Origin of the sequence: Paenibacillus sp. FSL K6-0276, from assembly GCF_037977235.1 — a bacterium.
Classification (GTDB): domain Bacteria; phylum Bacillota; class Bacilli; order Paenibacillales; family Paenibacillaceae; genus Paenibacillus_AQ.
In genome coordinates, this window is record NZ_CP150276.1 from 5,794,185 (window position 1) to 5,813,234 (window position 19,050).

Below are 19,050 nucleotides of genomic sequence, written 5' to 3' on the forward strand. Positions count from 1 at the left end.
GGCAAGGGAGTATATTTTCGTATATGTATTACTCTGTATTATAAGAATACTGAATAGATTTCTTCCTTCTTAGAACCAAGCTCCATGCTCATACGTTGTAATGCCTCCATTGCTTCCAGAGCCTACAGGACCGATAATGATGAAGCTAAACAATGCTAACACGCTTGCCATCATCAATAGTGATTTTTTCATTTTTTCTCACCTCCTTTACTAATTCTCTATACTTATCCTGTTGAGCGGTAGTAGTATGATCTCTACTCGTCTCAAATAAGGTTATACAATTAATAAAGTCTTTTCCGTTGTTCTGCTTAATAGATAATTCCAGAGATTTCACAAGATAATCCACGCCTGTACTATAACGTTTCCTATTTATTTGATAGATCGCTACTTGATAGTACAAACGGAATACTCGGTCGACGTTATTAGGCTCCTGAAACCCCTCAAATCTCAACATTTCTCGTGAGAATCGTGTAAGTATATTATCAGCAGAGAACCCATATCGATTAGCCGCATCCATAATAGTAATAAGTCCCGCCAAGATTTCACCTGGGTGATCTGCCAAAAAATCCGTATAGCTAGGTAAGACATCAACATTGCCCATCAGCATCTCTATCGTGAATCCATTGCCAATTGCGAATAATCGAAATTGTTCTACAGCCTGACGACCTTCTTCGTTAAGCATTTCAAACCAGCCAAGGTCTGCATAACCCGCAGTATACTTCTTAGCTTCCTCATATTTACCTTGCTTGGTCAGCGAGATTGCTTTGAGTAGATATCCGTGACCATAATAAACAACAAGCGGACGTTCTGTATAAAGGACTTCCCTCCGTTTATCCTCACTTTTCCGTAATTGATCACGGTAAACAGCATTGGCCAACGTTCTTAGTTCATCAGCAAACGACTCCATTTTAATCCACCGCCGAAGATCGAAACTCAGCTGCGTTAGAGTTAGCAGACCATCCAACTGCATATTTTCTGGCAGACGATTCCTGAAAGATTCAAATGTAATAACTGCATGCAGCTTTTCGTCTGAATCGACGATTGATAAGATTGCTCTAAAAATACGATAATGACTTATTGCGAGCCGCTCTGAGTAGCTATCGGACTCATTCTCAGTCACGATTTTATAAAAATATATCGCTTCATCCATTTTACCTTTATTAAACAATTTATCAGCTACCGAATAAACAATATCTAGCGACTTTGGATATTCCAACAGCCTATTTAATGTTTCATCTATGCATTGCTGCTTACCCAATTCAGCGCAGCGTATTAAAAAAGGCTCCACCCTGCGGCGTGAAACCTTCTCCTCATTGAAGCATTCATCAACGTACAGTGGATACAGCCAACCGTCAGGAAAACCAAAGGCTTTAATGATTGCATCTATTTGTCCCAAGGACATAGGCTTCGGCGGATTCCCATGCAGAATTGCACTGAGACTTCCTCGATTCAGGCCACAAATTTTTGAAAAAGAGGCGAGATTATGGCCGGAGCGGGACAAATTTTTCTCAATTTCTGAGCGTATAGTTGTTAACTTTCCCTCCACTCGGCACCCCCAAAGTTTGACTTGAAAAGATCCTATTAATTGACATTATAGGTGAAAGTTATGGATTGTACAACCAAATAGATTGTACGACAAAAAGAGGAGCGTATTTCTCTCCTCTTTATCGGTTGGATCTTCATAATGAATTAATTTTATGGATGTTTCGTAGTTTAACTTATTGTAATGGCAGTTTTTGAACTTCTGCCGTAGGCTGCTGCACCTGATTTGCGACTGCGCAAATTATCCATCATCTTATGTTGTGCCAGCAAAATATAGCTGTCTAATCGCTCGCTTAGCTCTAAGACCGCACGGTCACTAAGACTCCGTTGCTCCGCGACTTCCAGCAATTCGCATCTAAGGCTCTCTATAGTCACAAACAGCTCATCTTCTCTGTAGTCTCTTCTATAAACATTCTCGGAAGAACCTTGATATAGTGTCACAACTCTCTCCTTCTCTCTATCAACTTCTCCTCCTATCATAATCCATGATACCAAAAAACATATTTTCAAAAAAAAAGAAAAATTCGCAGAACATCCACAAAAATAAAACAGCTATTTATTCGGATGTTACATAGGCTCGTAGGGAAGCTCATTTTGGTACTGTTCTCTCAGTAATCCCTTTGCAAAAGAAATCCATTCACGTGCTGCAAAAGATAAATAACGGTCTCTACGCCATGCCATAGCGATCTGCCAAGGAATTACCGGATCTGTCAAAGGAACGACGACCAAGCGTGAGCGATCCATGTCGCGGCAAATGGTTTCCGGCAGCAAGGCGATTCCCATTCCGGCAGCTACCATACGGCTAATTAAGTCCCATTGGGAGCTCTCATAGATAACCTTAGGCTGAAATCCAGCTTTTACACATTCCATAATAATCCGATCATGTAGCGTAAAATCCTCCCGGAACAGCACGAACTCCTCTTCAGCCAGCTCACTTAACGGAACAAGTTCTGCCTCGGCAAGCCGATGTCCCATAGGCAAAATAAGATTCAGCTTCTCTTCAACAAAGGTGAAACAATGAAGTTTGGCTGTATTTACAGGCAACACGACCATCCCAATGTCTAGCAGTCCCGTTTCTACATCTTCCTCCACTTTTTTTGCCCCATCCTCATGCAATCGAATAGTAACCTGCGGATAACGCTTATGAAATTGACCAATCACAGAAGGGAAAAAGCTCGCTCCTACCATTGGAGGCAGACCAATACGGATGTGGCCCTGCTCCAGATTTCGTAAACTATCCAGCTCGGACGACAAGCTGGCGAACGACTCCACGATATTTTGCGCTTTATTGAACAGGATCTCCCCCGCATCAGTAAGTCGTATGCTTTTCCCTTCACGGTAGAACAAATCTGCCTCCAGCTCGATCTCCATATTCCGGATCATTTTACTGATCGTGGGCTGTGTTATATATAATGATTCAGCAGCTCTGGTAAAACTTTTCATTCGTGCCGCTTGAACGAAATACTCTAATTGTCGGATATCCATTTTTGTGCCCCCCAATCCATAGACAAAAGGAATGTTATTTATTCTATATATTCATTTTACCTATGAAAACAATTGATGTAAACTTTCATTATCATGAAAGGAGCGAAGCCTTATGAAAAAGATTGTTATAGGCTTGCTGCAGGTAGCGGGACTTACATTATTCTCAATACTTATCAATGCTGTGACCCCATTATTGCATATCCCTATTCCCGGAAGCATACTCGGAATGATTATATTGTTTCTCCTGCTTGAGTTCGGTGTCATTCGTTTGAATTGGGTAGAGGTTGGCGCTTCTTGGCTACTCGCCGAGCTCCTACTGTTCTTCATTCCATCTGCTATAGGTGTAATGAAATATGCTAATATTCTGGAAACGGATGGATTACGCATTCTTGCCGTTGTCGTCTTAGGCACATTTGCTGTGATGGCCAGTTCCGGATTACTTACCAGTAGAATTTATAAAGCGAAGGAGCGGAAAGGATCATGTTAAACGCTCTGTTATTCTTTGGTCTTACGGTCGCGGTGTATTTACTCGCGAAACGCATCTATGCTTCTACTGGTAAAGTCTATACCTCTCCATTAATCATCACACCAGTGATTATGATCGTCTTCCTGCTCATAACAGGCATTACTTATGACTCTTACAATGCGGGAGGAAAATGGCTGACGGATTTGCTGCAACCGGCAACCATGGCCTTTGCCATCCCTTTGCATAAGAACTTCAAGGTACTCAAAAAGCACGCCGCCGAAATTGCGGCAGGCGTGCTATCAGGGACGATTACTGCGGTGATCTCTTCCATTCTGCTCGCCAAATGGCTGCATGTTAGCGGCGATCTGGCCACCAGTCTGGTACCACGTTCGGTAACTACACCGATCGCCATGAGCATCTCGCAAAGTATCGGCGGCATACCGAGTATTACGGCAGTCTTCGTCATTATTACCGGGATACTTGGTACAATGATGGGCCCTACTGTACTTCGTATCTTCCGCATTGAGAATGAAATTGCGCGCGGTGTATCGCTGGGAACCGCTGCTCATGGTACAGGAACATCCAAAGCCTTCGAGCTTAGTTCACTGACCGGAACCATCTCCAGTATTGCGATGATTCTGTCCGCACTGTTATCTATAGGTGTGGCGCCAGCTTTGCTCGCGATATTCCTCCACTAGGCTGACCCAGCTTGGGCCAAGGACATGTCTCTTTAGTACATCTAAAGTAGCATGTCCTTTTTCTATGAATCGAACCTTAGAACTTAACAGGCAATCCACTTTGTGCTGAATCGTAGGCCGCACAGGTGACTTTGAGGGTCTTGTATCCATCCTCATAGTCGCATAAAATACGTGAACGATCTCCCGTCCGTACAGCATATAGGAAGGCTTCACTCTCCACTAAATATGGGTTTCCAGTATTCTCAAATTCGGTACTATTGCCGCTTCGCACTTCCAATAGACGATCCGGGTTCCAGTCCAATAGTCCCCGATCATTATAGAAGCTAAGACCTACACTTCCTACCTGATCAGGCAAAACGCATGTATTTGAAATATTAGCAATAATTCCATTTTCAAGCTTCATGGATACGGTGCCCACATCTGCGACGCTCACACCTTCATGCTGCTCATGCATAATCCGGTTTCCAAACATGCCGTAGACTTCCTTCACTTCTCCGGCTAGATAGCGCACCAAATCCACGATATGTGTAGTCTGTTCTGTGAATTGTCCTCCGGATTGCTTCTGATCACGCCACCAAGCTACGCCTGGCATGCCGCCCATCCATTGCCCCATAATCATACCGACCTTGTCACCACGCAAAGTTTCTTTCAGACGTTTAACGTTCTCCTGATAGCGAAAATGATACCCTACCGAGGTTAGCAAATTATGCTCTTTAATATCTTGCAACAAGCTCGCAGGAATTTCAGTGGTCATACTAAGCGGCTTTTCTATAAAAAAAGGAATATCCCTCTTGATTAATGAACGTTCGATCGCACCATGAGATTGTGGAGGCACACAAATATAGACAGCATCTAACGTCTCCGCATCGAGCATCTCCGTAATATCACCATATCCAGCAGCACCGTATGGACGTGCCATATCCTCGCCTTTGGCCTTACTGCTTCCGCAAACCGCCTGCAAACGGACATCCTCCATCCCTGCCAGCAAATCAGCATGTACCTTAGAGAACCAACCTGTACCCACAATACCCACTCTTAATGTCATTCTATTTTCCTCCTGCCCATTGATAATGAATACCTTTTCATAGATTATATCCTCTTAATAGCGGTTAAGATAATCTCTCCATTCTTCGGGCAGTAAATGCATATACGGACTCTGCAAAAAGCGATCATCAGCCAACACGATAATACCTGTATCCGTCTCGCTGCGAATCAACCTGCCGCCAGCTTGCAATACCTTGCACATTCCTGGGTAGACATAGGCATAATCAAAGCCGTTTTTACCTCTGGTATTAAAATACTGACGCAGCAGATTGCGCTCAAGACCAAGCTGTGGCAGACCAACGCCGACAACCATTACCCCATTGAGACGATCCCCCGGCAGATCTACACCTTCAGAAAAAATCCCTCCGAGTACAGCAAATCCTAACAGTGTCTCATCATTGTCTGGACGGAATGAAGCTAAAAAACTTTCTCTAGCTTGCTCACTCATGCCCGTATCCTGCATCAATGTTCGTATTTCGGGGTAATTCTCGGTAAAGGCCTGATATACATTCTGCAAATATAGGTAAGAAGGAAAGAAAACAAGATAATTGCCCTTCTTGGACACCATTTGACTCAATGCTTTAGTCAACGGAATTAGGGAAGCTTCCCGGTCATGATAACGTGTGGAGACAGGCAGCACGGTTACCTCCCACTGCTCCTTCTGAAAAGGAGATGAAACGGTTAAACTGTAATCTTCCTCCACTGCACCAATCATATCCCGGTAGTACGATAATGGGGAAAGCGTAGCGGAGAACAGAATCTGACTTCGAAAGCTCTTGGACATTTGCCGAAGTAGATGCGAGGGATCCAAATTGAATAACTTGATATACACATCACCGCGCCGAACCTCAGCATAGGTTAAGTAGCGTTCATCATAGGTCTTAAATGTGCGAAGCATCCCTTGAACTGCAAAATATGTATCCAGGAGAACATTTTCTCCTTCTCCATTCAGAGGAACAATGCTGGAGTTTGGATGAATAAGCTCCTGTTCCGCTTCCAAGGAAAAAGTCTCAAGCAATCCTGGCAGCTCCTCGGGGAACGAAGCCCACTGCCCTTGCCCCTCTTCATTGCAAATTTTGCGAAGGGAGATAAAAAAAGCATTCACCGATTTAGCTGCATTACTCAAATTTCGGTTTACTTCCTTGTACTGACGCTGGATTTCCAGAAAAGGTGCCTTCAACAAAGAGGCGGAGAACATTTCCCGTCCCCGGTCCACCAGATTATGCGCTTCATCTACCAGAAGCACCGTTTCTCTCTTTCGTTCTTCCGTTAGCCGTTTCAAGCTGATCCGAGGATCATATATATAATTGTAATCGCAGATCACCACATCGCAGGCATAGGCTGCATCCAGTGAGAACTCAAACGGGCACACTTTATGTTTGTGAGCATACAGTGCAATGGTGTCCCTGCTCATCAGCGTCTCATGCTTAAGCAGATCCATTACCGCATCGTTAATCCGATCATAATAACCATCCGCATAGGGACAGGAATCCTTACCGCAAATTCCCTCTTCTCGAAAACAAGCCTTCTCTTTAGCAGTAAGTGTAATGACATGCAGCTGAAGTCCCTGCGTCAGCAGCAGCGAGATAGCTTCCTCCGCGGCAAAACGGGTAACCGTCTTAGCCGTTAAATAGAACAATCCTTTGGCTTGTCCTTCGCCCATTGCTTTAAGGACAGGGAACAATGTCGACATTGTTTTTCCGATACCTGTGGGCGCCTGAGCGAATAAGCTGACTTTTTCCACAATTGACTTGTACACTGCTCCGGCAAAATGCCGTTGTCCCTTTCGATAAGAAGGAAACGGAAAAGACAGTTTTCGAAGACTCTGCTCTTTATTAGTATCATGACGAACCATCATCTCAGCGTATGGAGCATATCTGGCTACGGTGTCATTAGCAAATGAAATCAGTTCTTCTAAAGCCAATGTTCGGTACAAGCTTTTTTGCTCATCAGTAGCCCGGTGGACATAGGTAAGCTTAACCTGAATAGAGGAAAGCTCCTGCTCCAGCGATACCATATAAGCGTACATTAGCGCCTGTGCCCAATGAACCTCATGTCCCTCTTCCAGCAAATCCAGTAGCCCGGAGGTTGATTTGATTTCTTCGACCGTAAAGCTCCCATCCTCGGAAACAAGTAATCCATCACAGCGCCCATCCACAATATAGAGTAAGCTTCCATAAGGAATTTCTGTCTTCAGATATACCTCCTTGCGGTCGCCCTCCTTATATTGCTTTTGTATCTTCTGATGAATTCGTGTTCCTTCGACCATAGAGGCAGTGCCGTGAAATCCAGGCTCAATACTACCGCTGCGAAAAACATACTCAACGAGGTTTCTAACCGATAGGGTTACTGTATGATTCACCTATTCTCACTTCCCTCAATTAGTCATATATCCTTTTTCTTCCCAACATCTATTTTGGTCCTTTATTCTCTGTATAACCCCATATGACAGCATAAACGTCATCTTTTACCCGTGTGTATTAACTTTACGCGCTCCACAAAGCTTATACTTACGTTTTTGATTTTTGACTTTCTATAGCTAGCCCTGCATAATAAATTTTATTACTATGGAGTCATTTTGTCTGGACGCTGTTTCTTCATATCTAAGAAATGGCGTTTTTATCATATTGAAAGAGGGGGAAGCTGTGTCATCCTTTAACATTAAACAGTGGATCATTAAACCTTTTGTGTTTTTCACGATACTCTTTATTCTAAAAGCTTTCTTGGCTTGGGGTGTAATTTTTGACGATGTGCTACCTTGGAAGTCATTACTGACAGAAATCCCTTTTGCCTGGGCACTCTTCTGTATCATTGAACGTTTCGCTTCCAAACGCAAGCTTGGATATTACATGACGGTCAATTTATTAGTGACAGCCATCTTTTTCGCAGCCATTATGTATTTTAAATATTATGGGGTCATTGTAACTTACCATGCAGCGGAGCAGGTGAATCAAGTCACAGCCGTCAGCAACAGCGTATTCTCACTAATGGATCCTTACTACCTGTTAATCTTTACAGATATCATTGTCCTAGGAGGCTATTTCTTCTTTAATAAGAAAGGCCGAGTCTTTAAGAAAGAGAATATCAACCGTCATAGTGGAAAACTGAAGTACAGTGTTCTATTCGCGGTCTCACTTGGTCTATGCTTGTTCAACATTTTACCTAATAAGGCTAGTATGAACGAAATTAAGAAGGCTCAGGAAATGGGTATTCTTAATTATGAAGCCTATACGATCTTTGCTAAAGAAGAACCAGAGCTTGTGCAATCAAGTGACATTACACAGGATACCATCAACGAACTGAAGGGGATTAATACTACGGCTAGTTCCCCACTTCACGGCACGGCTAAAGGCAAAAATCTCATTATTATTCAATTGGAATCCTTCCAGAACTTTTTGATGGGACTTCAGCTAGACGGACAAGAGATTACACCGAACCTGAACAAGGTGATGAAGGATAGTCTCTACTTCCCTAATTTCTATCAAATGGTCGGTCAAGGGAATACGTCGGATGCGGAGTTCGTAGTGAACACTTCCGCCTACATTCCGCCACGTGGAGCGGCTACGATGTCCTATGTGGATAAGGTGCTACCAAGTCTGCCACGCTTGCTTAAAGACAATGGTTATCAAACCGCAACATTCCACACCAATGTTGTAGAATTCTGGAACCGTGGCGAACTATATGAATCACTGGGCTTCGATCATTATTATGATCGCTCATTTTTCGGTGAAGATGATGTTTTCTTCTTCGGCGCTTCTGATGATACGCTCTACAGTAAGACAGCCAATAAGCTAAAAGACATGAGCAAAGAGGGTCAACCTTTCTACGCTCAGGTTATTTCGATGTCAGCGCATCACCCATTCACAATCCCTGAGGAAAAATACCGCATGAAGCTGCCAGAGCGTTACGAAGGTACTTTTGTGGGTGACTATATCCGTTCCCAGAACTATGCGGATGATGCCTTCGGACATTTCGTAGAAGAGCTTAAAGCGAATGGCGTATGGGATAACAGCGTGATCATGATTTATGGAGACCATATGGGACTGCCCATTTATTCTCTCGATCATGATGATAAGCAATTAATGACTGAAATTTATGGTCATGAATATACCTATGCGGATATGTTAAACATTCCTCTGCTCATTCATGCAGGAGACAGCACAGCACCACAGACCTTAGAGCAAGTCGGTGGCGAAGTGGATATTATGCCAACTGCTGCTGGTCTTCTTGGAATTTCATTAGAGAATAACCTGGTTTTCGGTCAAGATTTACTCAGTCAGACTTATAATTTGCTGCCAGAGCGATATTATTTACCTTCAGGATCTTTCATTTCCAGCTCAGGACTACTTATTCCGGGTAACAGCTTTGAAGATAATACCCAATATCCTATTTATAATGGAAAAGCATCGGCTGCCACTGAGGATGAATACAACCGAGCATTGAGACTTCTACAGCTTTCCCATAGCTACATTACGCAGCTGCCAGACAAACCAATTGAACCTTAGAACTTATCATTATTATATTTCAAAGAAGGCCACCTTCTCCGAAGAGAAGGTGGCCTTCTTTCTGTATCAATATACCAAAGCTAGAGATTTACCGTTCCTGATTCTCGATCATACGGTAATACTCCGCGAAATTTTGCAGTTCTTCCGGCTTCAGTATGGATAAATGCTCAGCAAGCAGTTGTTTTGAACGGAAATGTCCTTCTTCAAGCATTTGCTGACCTTGCTCGGTGATGGTCACGACAACCGCTCTCCGATCTTTCCCATCCGTCTCACGCTTAATAAAACCCAGCGCTTCCAGACGATCCAACATCACTGTAATGGCACTGGATTTGACCTCCATACACTCCGCCAGCTGTACCACCCGCGACTTCTTCTCTTTCGCTACTATATTTAACAGACCCATTTGAGGTACAGTAAGTCCGAGTTCTTTATGCAAAGACATTTGAGACATGATCTTACGCTGTACCCTCCACATGGACAATCCAAGACGCTCTATTAACGGATCTACTTGCTGTGGCATCCTTGTTTCAACTCCCAATCCGTTTTTAATAACTCAAGCGTACCACTAGAACTGGTTATGATTCAATGCTTTTGTCTACTAAACATTTCATAATCACGTTTTTTTCCATAATTCTTCCACCAATTTACAATATCCGACACAAAAATACTATATTCTATGTAAGGTTCTAGGCTGAACGATACGCTATAATCGTAGCAGTGAGAGCGATTGTCTCTGAAAACATAATTTGTCAAGGTTGGTGCAAAAAATGAAATTGGCAACAAAATTAACTTGGATGATGTTCAGCGTGTTACTTCTTGTGGGCTCATCCATCGGGTTCTTCGGATACCGTACTGCGTACAAGCAAGTAGACGAAGCAGCAGGTATCGAATTGGTAGGATGCGCCAATATTACAACCGGGCTGATTGACCCATCAGACATTACCGCATTAATTGCAGGAGATCAAAGTAAACTGGAGGCTATCGAGGACCGGATTGGTTGGATTGTGGCACATAAGGCTATTTTTAAAGAGGCGTTCATTTTATCTCTAGATGGAAAGATACTCGCGGCAGATTCAAGCTTCAAAGCAAGAGGCTATAAAGCAGGCGATACTTTTTATTTCTCAGATGAAGAGAAGGAAAAGATCACTACATCTAAGCATTCCGCCTACTCCAAGGTTTATACATACGAAGGCACATCACTCAAGACGGGATACGGCCCCATCTATCAAGATCATGATCCGTCCAAGCCTATAGTCGCTCTAATGGCTATTAACTTCGACGGCCCATTAATTCAAGAACGGACCCGAGACATTATTGTCCAGCCTTTTATTACTGGGGCCTCCATTCTGGTTATTGCTATTGTGGCAGCTTATCTGTCAATCCGCCGAATGGTAAGTCCATTAACGAAGCTGTCCAGAGGCGTAAATCTTGTTGCTCAGGGTGACCTTACTCATGATCCTATTACATTCAATAGCAAAGATGAGATTGGTACTCTAGCCCGTAATTTCAATGACATGACACAAAGCCTACGCATGCTCATTACGGAGGTCAATGAAACCTCCATGCAGGTGGCATCTTCCTCCGAAGAACTCTCTGCCAGTGCGCAAGAAACCAACCGAGCGGGTGAGCACAGCGTCAACGTTACGATTGAACTTGCTGATGGAGCCAATACACAGTTACAGAATTTGGAGGGTGGGTATAAGTCTGTACAAGACTTGTCACGATTCATTACTGAGATTGCAGGCAATGCCGATCATGCTATGAATGATGCTGCCAATAACGCTAATAAGGCACGTACAGGTCGAGAAGCAATGGATTCTACTACGAAACAGATGAGCATCGTCAGTGACAGCATCGCTGATCTAGCTGTCATTATTGAAACCTTGGGTGGCTATTCCAAGGAAATCGAGAATATCGTGGGCACGATTGCGAGCATCGCAGAAGAAACCAATCTACTATCGCTAAATGCAGCAATTGAAGCTGCAAGAGCCGGAGAAGAGGGAAGAGGATTTGCTGTAGTTGCCCATTCCGTACGCAAGCTTGCCGAGCGATCAGCCCACTCCGCTGCTCAAATCGGCCAACTGGTAAGCATCATCGTTAACCAGATGGACCAAGCTGGAGAAACTATGAAACGCTCTACGGAAGAGATGGACCAAGGCCGGGAGATGATTGTAACGGCAGGCCAATCCTTCTCCGAGATTGAGATGTCTGTCTCTGGAATGGCTTCACAAAGTCAGCAGATTTCCGGGACAGTTCGCGAACTAGCGTTAATCTCCGATGGTCTCGTTGCTGCCCTTCAGAATATCGTAGACGTCGCTAATCAGACAGCGAGCGGTGCGGAAACATTATCTGCCTCCTCACAAGAACAGCTTGCAGCAATGGAAGAAGTGGAATCAGCTGCAGGTTTCCTGTCCTCGCTAGCTGAGAAGCTACAGATTCTTATTGAACGTTTCAAAGTATAATCCTTCTTATTCGTTCTTAACCGTAAAGGGGCTAGCGACCAAGCAGAGAAATTCTGCTTGGTCGCTAGCCCCCTCTTCTATGTATTGAGATCACGACGCTGCCGTATTCGCTATAAACCACTCGCCCAGTTCATGAACGGGCATCGGCCGTCCGTAATAATACCCCTGCATGACTCTACAACCGAGTGATTGCAGCAATTCACTCTGCTCTGGTGTCTCCACACCTTCCGCTACGACTTCCATATTAAGATTGGTGGCAATCGCAATAATATTGCTGATAATGGATTTTTTGGAATGCATCTTACTGTTACGAATAAATACTTGGTCAATCTTGAGCGTATTGACTGGAATCTCATCCAGATTACCAAGGGATGAGAAACCTGTCCCAAAGTCATCCAGCGACACTCTTACCCCAAGCATCCGAAGTCTGGACAGCTGTGCAACCGTCTCTTCCATGTTAATCATCGCAATGGACTCTGTAATCTCCAGTTCAAGGAAGTGAGACTCTAATCCTGAGCGTGTGAGTGCTTCCTCTACAACATCGTATAAGCTTCCGCCCTCAAACATCCGTGCTGACATATTAACAGAGACTGGGACGTTAGCTATCTTTTCCTTATGCCAGAGCCTGTTCTGACTGCACACATCATGCAACATCCAATGGGTAATCGGAACAATCAGTCCAGTCTCTTCTGCAATCGGAATGAATTCCGCCGGCGAAATGATCCCATGCTCTGGATGTCTCCAGCGCAGCAGCGCTTCAAGACCCACCGTAACATTCATATAAGAATCCCATTTAGGCTGATACACAACCATAAACTCAGAGCGTGCCAACGCTTTGCAAAGATCCTTCTCCAGGCACATCCGCCGCAACTGATGGCGATACATTTCGAGGTCGAACACACTGAATTTATTCTTACCAGAATCCTTAGAAGTATAAAGCGCCGTATCTGCAGCCTTCATTAGCGCTGAGCGATCAGTCCCATGCATAGGAGTCATACTGATTCCAAGGCTTGCAGTAACATATAACTCGTTGCCCTTAATACGATAGAATTTCTTAAGTTCTTGCATAATATGCTTTGCCACATCCTGCGCTTCCTCCAGCGTGCAATCCGGGAGAGCAATCAGAAATTCGTCACCGCCTAAACGAAAGACCTTGCCTTTAACTCCTACAGAACGTCTTAACCTTACAGCGACCTCCTGCAGTAACATATCACCTATGTCATGTCCGATCGTATCATTAATCGACTTAAACCGATCTATATCCATAAAAAAAACGGCACCAGATCTGCTTCCGAAAAATTCATCTTTAAAATAGCGTTCCAGTCCATGCCGATTCGGCAGCTCCGTTAATGGATCTTGATAAGCCATTCGTTCAAGCACATGGTGCTCCAGAAATACGGCGCCAACAGAAGCTGCGAGCATAAGCAACGTTACCAGCGAAACTCCCATTAACAGGACAATATCCGTCTCCACGAAAATAGGTTTGCTTCCGAGCAAGCTGTTATATTCAAAATGGCTAGCCCTTATACTTGTATATTGTAATCCGGTAACTGAAAATCCGATAAATAATGCCGAGTATAGCTTCCATCGGTGAAACCCCGCGCATTCTTTAAACTTGTGAAACATCAATAATCCAATATAAGACGAAACCAAAACAAGGGTGACAGCAGCGGCTTGAATCCATATATCATAATGAATCTTCGTCACAATCTTCATGGCAGACATTCCGATATAATGCATAGCCGAAATACCACTTCCCAAGAGAATACCACCTACTACTAAATTCCATATCCTTAAACGTGGCACTAATGTTACCCGGAATGCCAAATAGCAGAACAATACACCCACCGATAGTGATAACATAGCTCTGCCTGGATAATAATTGACCTCAACCGGAAAACGACTCGCCATTATCCCAACATAATGTATTGTCCAAATCCCGCAGCCTAGCACACAAGCCCCCGAGATCAGCCACAGGCGTCGAATCTTGCAGGTAGAACGAGAAACTTGCGAGATCAGATTCAGTGCGGAATAAGCAGCAGTTGCCGCTAGTGCAAATGATAGTAAAACAATCCAAACATTATAGTGGATTCCCATTTTGTCCATTAGTTAACCCTCTTCGCCGGCTTTGAACACCGTAATTGCTTCAGCGTATTTCTCAAGTAAAAAATCAGTACACGAATATCAGATATATGGAAGAGTGCGTAAAGATTATAGGTTATCCCTGAAAAAGAAACTTTAGATGTATTCTACTCTGTATTCAGAGGATTGTCTAAGTAAATACTGGAATTTAAACCCTTTTTTTATTACGCAAAAAATGTCCATATTTGACGCAATCGCTCAACCTGGAAAGTTTGAAACATGACCTGTTGGCGATACGTTTTTTGGAAAGGTAATTCGCCATATCCATAAATTCAAAACTACCAGAACTAACAAATAGATATAAACCCCACCCGTAAACAAAGTGAAAACATAATGTATACCTGCCATCCCCATCAACAAGAATAACAACCCAAAGGAGCTTGCGGTGTAATCCTTCTGCTTAGCTGCCTCATATCGCTCTGAGAAAGGTAATACCCGGGGATATAAACGGAAGCAAATCACCGAATAGATCAGCATTGCGAACAGCACTACTACTAAGTCCGGCACAATCCGCACTCCAAACAACCAAAGATATACTATTGCTTCTATAACGAATAAAGGTAATAGTAAGCGAGCTATCGCTGCCTTAAGCATTCCACGATAGATGGGTGTGGTGTCCAGCAGAGGAATCAGATTATAGATCCAAGAACCTTTATAACTCGCAGAGTACCTTAGCATTAGAACAACCGTCTGAAGTAACATCGCACCGAAATAAATCATCAGGTACGTGTTGGAATCCTTGATGGTAGATGCATTGCCATCCCAAAGGATCCCAAATATAAAAATGAACGGGAAGACGATGGAATAGCCGATTGCCGGATATACCTTTAACTTGAAATCACGCTCATTCTTCATCATCGACCAGCTAAAACGAAAGAACATTCCCTCTACCGGGTTCTTACAAGTTATTTTCGAAATCCAGTCCACCATTCGGGCGTTACCTTTGCCAACATTGCCTTGCTCTGAAAGTTTCAGTAAGCTCTTTTCGAATAGAGGCATCAGCTTAATATAAGCCACAATCAGTAGAAGCGGAATTACTAAGGCTAGCACAGAAAGGACCACGAAGTGTGTATCTCTCGAACCGCTCAAAAACATCTCGAAAGGAGCCGCAAACCAAACAGGAGAAATCAAATACTGCCACCATGCGGGTTTAAAAGAAGTACTCAGTTCAACAATATCGAACAGCCTAGTTATGAGCTGATACCCTACTGTAATTCCTATAGTTAAAATGATCTGCACATAATTTATAATATCCTTGAGCTTCTCCCCGTCAAAAAACTTCATAATCAGTAAATAAAGCAGCGCCGTAATGACGAGGATAAAGCAGTCCATCAGAATGATCTCAGCAGCATATAGTAGAAAAAAAAGTACTCCCTGTTTGAACAAGCAAAAAATCAGCGATGGTCCGGTCAATGTTAGCGTCACTGTAAATAAATAAATGAGAATGTGGATGCTCTTCGCCATGTTCAAGGTAAGGCGGTTCACTGGCTTTGAAGCCAGTATGTTTTTGTCCCGAAGATCGAGCATCACGGAAGAGAAATCAGAGATCAGTGTGGTCGTAATCATAAACATCACTACACCAAATACAAGGCTCATTTGCAGCATATAGTTGCCCATTAACATCATAAGGGGAATTAACATGACTCCAAAAAGTAAATAAATCCATTGCACACGCAGCGGTGAGCCCTCTTTCTTCTCCTCCTTTTTCTGCATTCCAGCAAGCACTGTTGGTGTTCTTCTTCCGTCCATCGTCAGTTTGACCTGCAGAATACTCCGCATCACGTCATAATCAACTCCGATTCGGTTAAACCCACCACGCATCTTATCCAGAAGCTTCAACACAAAGAAATCAGTCATGAGGAGAGTCCTCTTGCATGACCGCAACAAATTCCCCAGCAATATCACGGTATTTATCAAATCCAGTTAATTGATTAAAAATATCCTCAAGCGTCCCTTCACGGCCCTTCTCTTTAAGTTCCGCAAAGCTCCCATCTGCCACGATGTCTCCTCCGTCAATCAAAACAATCCGGCTGCTGATCTTCTCAACCACATCCATGATGTGTGAAGAATAAAAAATGGTCTTACCCCGTGCTGCCAGAGATGCAAAAATCTCCTTCACTACCATTACGCTATTAGCATCCAGACCACTCAGCGGTTCATCTAAGAATAGAATATCGGGATCATGAAGCATGCTGGAGATCAGCAACACCTTTTGTTTCATCCCTTTGGAGAAGGTTGCGATCCGCGAATCATAAGCTTTCTCAAGACCGAGCAAGGCCATTAACTTTTCAGCTTTGTAATCCACATCACTACGCTTTAGGCCATACAACTCACCAACAAAGGTTAGATACTCTCTAGCGGTGAGGCTATCATATAATTCAGCTACCTCAGGCACGTAACCTATTCGTTTCTTGTAAGAAACATCTCCATCAGCAATATCCCTACCGAAAATCTCTACTTTGCCGTTATAACCTTCTACCAAACCGAGCATAATCTTGACAGTTGTACTCTTGCCAGCCCCGTTAGGGCCGATATAGCCAATAATTTGTCCTCTGTATACCTTAAGATCAATTCCCCTTAGCACCATTCGGTCAGTGTAGTTCATCCATAAACCAGAAATCGCAATGACTGGTTCATCAGCATGTCCCATATCCTAATCCCCTCTCTAGTGACTAATTAATAACACAAAAAAATTACTATCTCATGTAATTACAATCAATGTATCATTCAACAGATTCCCACTCCATAATTTAACTCACTCCTCTTATATCTATGAATGCTAATGCCTAATTCATAACAAAAGGGAGAACCACTGGTTCTCCCTGAGAGTGTAGAGATCATCCCCCCAAAGGTTAAAGAATACTCTACGATGGGTGGAACAGATGGCGTAATCTCACGTTGGACCAATCCATCTCGTGCCAGTTGCCGCAAAGTTTGAGTTAGCTTTTTTTAGAGATGCTTTCGATACATCTTCTGATATCACTGTATCGAATGATTCCATCTTCCATGGCATAGATGACTAAAGCTGTAAATTTGTTGGAAATAACATCAAGTGCCTTACTGTACCCACAAATCGATAACGATATATCAGGCCTTTATGTCAATTAATTTTTATTTTCACATGGTTTTTATCGGAATTAATTATTTTTAACATATTATTACATTGACTTTACTATAAATTGTATATAGATTGATCACATCAAGATATACACACTAAAATTGTAGGTTTAGGGGGTATTGGTAATGAACATAAACAACACTTTGTTGTCCGCCATTGAAACCAACTGGTATGGATTTGTCGTTTCCATAGTTGTGTTTGGGATTTTGTTTCTACTGGCACGTAAAAGGATTGGATTTGGCGTACGGGTGCTTATCGGACTCGGTATCGGACTTGTAGCAGGTATTTTCTTTCAGTACTTTGACTTAGAGACTAAAGCCATTAGTACATTCGGCAGTATTTATGTCAGCCTGATTCGCATGCTCGTTATTCCTTTAGTATTCATTCTTGTATTGAACAGCATTTCTTCCTTAACCAACCTAGAATATTTACGCAAAGTCGGTATCAAGACCTTTGCCTGGTTCCTCGGAACAACGGGTATTGCTTCTATTATTGGCCTTTCAATTGCCCTGCTGTTCAATCCTGGTCAAGGCATACAACAAGATGTACCCGCAGATTTTGCCGCGCGAGAAATTCCAACCTTCTCTCAAGTCATCCTGGATCTTGTACCCTCTAATCCTGTAAATGAAGCGGCCACAGGTAAGGTTGTGCCTCTGCTCATTTTCGCTATCTTCTTAGCTGTAGCTATAATCAAGATTGGTTCCAAGAAACCAGAAGCCGTCAAGCCTGTACGTGATCTAATAGAATCATTGACACTGGTACTGCATCAGGTAGTGAAATTCATTATTCGCCTGACGCCTTACGGCGTGTTCGCGCTGATTGCCGGAATTACAGCACGTTATGGCTGGGAAACGTTGCAGGAGCTGGGCAGCGTAATTATAACCTCATATGTCGCAATGATTATACATTTTGTACTTATCTTTGGTGGGTTGGTTTTATTAGTAGCGAAGGTGAATCCAATTCGTTTCTTCCGCAAAATCTATCCAACCATTACCGTCGCCTTCACAACCAGAAGTAGCTACGCAACACTTCCTGTTAATCTCGAAGTGATTACGAAGCGGCTTCATGTCTCCCCACGGATCGCAAGCTTTATCGCACCGTTAGGGGCCTCCGTCAACTTTAACGCATGCGGTGGGATTTGGCCGGCCATTGTGGCAGTGTTTACCGCCCAAGTATTCGGAATTGATCTGAACTGGACTGACTACATCACACTGGTATTAGTAAGTATTATTTCTTCCATTGGTGTAGCTGGCGTACCTGGACCTGCCGTAATCTCCACTACTGTAGTGTTAACTGCTCTCGGTCTGCCGCTTGAAGGAATCGCTATCGTAGCGGGTGTAGAAGCGCTCATCGATATGGGTCGTACCGCTGTAAATGCAACTGGAACAGCTGTAACCGCGCTGTTAGTGGCCAATTCAGAAGGTGAATTTGACCGCGAAGCGTTTAATAGCAATGATAACGAAGACGATATTCTCTTGAGTACCGTTTAAAAGTTGAACACGCAAGCAAAAACGCCTTCGGCGACCTTAAAGGACGGTAAGCGTTTATGCGAGAAATATAGGGATAATGTATAACGTGAAACTTATAC

At 43.4% G+C, this 19,050-nt stretch carries 15 protein-coding genes and 1 pseudogene; 5 read left to right on the forward strand and 11 right to left on the reverse strand.

Going from position 1 to position 19,050, the window contains the following annotated elements; translation table 11 throughout:
- Positions 1-69 precede the first annotated feature (69 nt).
- From MHH52_RS27320 to MHH52_RS27335, 4 genes are all read right to left on the reverse strand, one after another.
- Positions 70-192 (reverse strand): hypothetical protein, encoded by a 123-nt coding sequence (locus MHH52_RS27320; protein ID WP_340005513.1) that lies wholly within the window; start codon positions 190-192, stop codon positions 70-72.
- A complete protein-coding gene (locus MHH52_RS27325; protein ID WP_340005515.1) occupies positions 146-1,546 on the reverse strand; it encodes a DNA-binding protein in 1,401 nt (466 codons plus the stop codon). The genes MHH52_RS27320 and MHH52_RS27325 overlap by 47 nt, the downstream gene beginning before the upstream one ends.
- 167 nt (positions 1,547-1,713) lie before the next feature.
- Positions 1,714-1,983 carry an aspartyl-phosphate phosphatase Spo0E family protein gene (locus MHH52_RS27330; RefSeq protein ID WP_340005517.1) on the reverse strand — a complete coding sequence of 90 codons (270 nt, stop codon included), beginning with the start codon at positions 1,981-1,983 and terminating at the stop codon, positions 1,714-1,716.
- Positions 1,984-2,109: 126 nt separating this feature from the next.
- Complete coding sequence (locus tag MHH52_RS27335) at positions 2,110-3,027, reverse strand: LysR family transcriptional regulator (protein WP_313638442.1); 918 nt, start codon at positions 3,025-3,027, stop codon at positions 2,110-2,112.
- A 112-nt stretch (positions 3,028-3,139) separates the two neighbouring features.
- On the opposite strand from MHH52_RS27335, the gene MHH52_RS27340 reads away from it, so the two are divergent.
- Positions 3,140-3,514 carry a CidA/LrgA family holin-like protein gene (locus MHH52_RS27340; protein WP_313638441.1) on the forward strand — a complete coding sequence of 125 codons (375 nt, stop codon included), beginning with the start codon at positions 3,140-3,142 and terminating at the stop codon, positions 3,512-3,514.
- Positions 3,508-4,191, forward strand: coding sequence for a CidB/LrgB family autolysis modulator (locus MHH52_RS27345; protein ID WP_340005519.1), 684 nt, complete (start codon positions 3,508-3,510; stop codon positions 4,189-4,191). Before MHH52_RS27340 ends, MHH52_RS27345 begins: the two co-directional genes overlap by 7 nt.
- Before the next feature lie 76 nt (positions 4,192-4,267).
- Here the strand turns inward: MHH52_RS27345 and MHH52_RS27350 are convergent, their stop codons facing one another.
- Both MHH52_RS27350 and MHH52_RS27355 read right to left on the reverse strand, forming a co-directional pair.
- On the reverse strand, positions 4,268-5,236 hold the full coding sequence (locus tag MHH52_RS27350; RefSeq protein ID WP_340005521.1) for a Gfo/Idh/MocA family oxidoreductase: 969 nt from the start codon (positions 5,234-5,236) through the stop codon (positions 4,268-4,270).
- A 54-nt stretch (positions 5,237-5,290) separates the two neighbouring features.
- On the reverse strand, positions 5,291-7,597 hold the full coding sequence (locus MHH52_RS27355; protein WP_340005522.1) for a helicase C-terminal domain-containing protein: 2,307 nt from the start codon (positions 7,595-7,597) through the stop codon (positions 5,291-5,293).
- Between the two features lie 283 nt (positions 7,598-7,880).
- Between MHH52_RS27355 and MHH52_RS27360 the strand changes: the two genes are divergently transcribed.
- On the forward strand, positions 7,881-9,740 hold the full coding sequence (locus MHH52_RS27360) for an LTA synthase family protein (protein WP_340005523.1): 1,860 nt from the start codon (positions 7,881-7,883) through the stop codon (positions 9,738-9,740).
- Between the two features lie 88 nt (positions 9,741-9,828).
- Here MHH52_RS27360 and MHH52_RS27365 read toward each other — a convergent pair whose 3' ends face one another.
- A complete protein-coding gene (locus tag MHH52_RS27365; protein ID WP_340005525.1) occupies positions 9,829-10,260 on the reverse strand; it encodes a MarR family transcriptional regulator in 432 nt (143 codons plus the stop codon).
- Positions 10,261-10,507: 247 nt separating this feature from the next.
- Here MHH52_RS27365 and MHH52_RS27370 point away from each other — a divergent pair, with 247 nt between their 5' ends.
- The gene (locus tag MHH52_RS27370) at positions 10,508-12,202 is read left to right on the forward strand and encodes a methyl-accepting chemotaxis protein (protein ID WP_340005527.1); all 1,695 of its coding nucleotides are present in this window, start codon (positions 10,508-10,510) and stop codon (positions 12,200-12,202) included.
- A 90-nt stretch (positions 12,203-12,292) separates the two neighbouring features.
- Here MHH52_RS27370 and MHH52_RS27375 read toward each other — a convergent pair whose 3' ends face one another.
- From MHH52_RS27375 to MHH52_RS27390, 4 genes and pseudogenes are all read right to left on the reverse strand, one after another.
- Positions 12,293-14,308: an EAL domain-containing protein gene (locus MHH52_RS27375; protein WP_340005529.1), complete on the reverse strand. Its 2,016-nt coding sequence runs from the start codon at positions 14,306-14,308 to the stop codon at positions 12,293-12,295.
- 234 nt (positions 14,309-14,542) lie between these two features.
- On the reverse strand, positions 14,543-16,201 hold the full coding sequence (locus MHH52_RS27380) for a hypothetical protein (RefSeq protein WP_340005530.1): 1,659 nt from the start codon (positions 16,199-16,201) through the stop codon (positions 14,543-14,545).
- Positions 16,194-16,994: an ABC transporter ATP-binding protein gene (locus tag MHH52_RS27385; RefSeq protein ID WP_340005532.1), complete on the reverse strand. Its 801-nt coding sequence runs from the start codon at positions 16,992-16,994 to the stop codon at positions 16,194-16,196. The genes MHH52_RS27380 and MHH52_RS27385 overlap by 8 nt, the downstream gene beginning before the upstream one ends.
- Positions 16,995-17,071: 77 nt before the next feature.
- Positions 17,072-17,430 (reverse strand): annotated as a pseudogene (locus tag MHH52_RS27390) (helix-turn-helix domain-containing protein).
- Between the two features lie 157 nt (positions 17,431-17,587).
- Between MHH52_RS27390 and MHH52_RS27395 the strand changes: the two are divergent.
- Positions 17,588-18,952, forward strand: coding sequence for a dicarboxylate/amino acid:cation symporter (locus MHH52_RS27395; protein ID WP_340005534.1), 1,365 nt, complete (start codon positions 17,588-17,590; stop codon positions 18,950-18,952).
- Positions 18,953-19,050 lie beyond the last annotated feature (98 nt).

Excerpts from the sequence above, each read along its gene's own strand:
- MHH52_RS27320 (WP_340005513.1), bottom strand. The coding sequence starts at position 192 with ATGAAAAAATCACTATTGATGATGGCAAGCGTGTTAGCATTGTTTAGC.
- MHH52_RS27380 (WP_340005530.1), bottom strand. The coding sequence starts at position 16,201 with ATGACTGATTTCTTTGTGTTGAAGCTTCTGGATAAGATGCGTGGTGGG.
- MHH52_RS27395 (WP_340005534.1), top strand. The coding sequence starts at position 17,588 with ATGAACATAAACAACACTTTGTTGTCCGCCATTGAAACCAACTGGTAT.
- MHH52_RS27350 (WP_340005521.1), bottom strand. The coding sequence starts at position 5,236 with ATGACATTAAGAGTGGGTATTGTGGGTACAGGTTGGTTCTCTAAGGTA.
- MHH52_RS27370 (WP_340005527.1), top strand. The coding sequence starts at position 10,508 with ATGAAATTGGCAACAAAATTAACTTGGATGATGTTCAGCGTGTTACTT.
- MHH52_RS27385 (WP_340005532.1), bottom strand. The coding sequence starts at position 16,994 with ATGGGACATGCTGATGAACCAGTCATTGCGATTTCTGGTTTATGGATG.
- MHH52_RS27365 (WP_340005525.1), bottom strand. The coding sequence starts at position 10,260 with ATGCCACAGCAAGTAGATCCGTTAATAGAGCGTCTTGGATTGTCCATG.
- MHH52_RS27340 (WP_313638441.1), top strand. The coding sequence starts at position 3,140 with ATGAAAAAGATTGTTATAGGCTTGCTGCAGGTAGCGGGACTTACATTA.
- MHH52_RS27345 (WP_340005519.1), top strand. The coding sequence starts at position 3,508 with ATGTTAAACGCTCTGTTATTCTTTGGTCTTACGGTCGCGGTGTATTTA.
- MHH52_RS27375 (WP_340005529.1), bottom strand. The coding sequence starts at position 14,308 with ATGGACAAAATGGGAATCCACTATAATGTTTGGATTGTTTTACTATCA.
- MHH52_RS27335 (WP_313638442.1), bottom strand. The coding sequence starts at position 3,027 with ATGGATATCCGACAATTAGAGTATTTCGTTCAAGCGGCACGAATGAAA.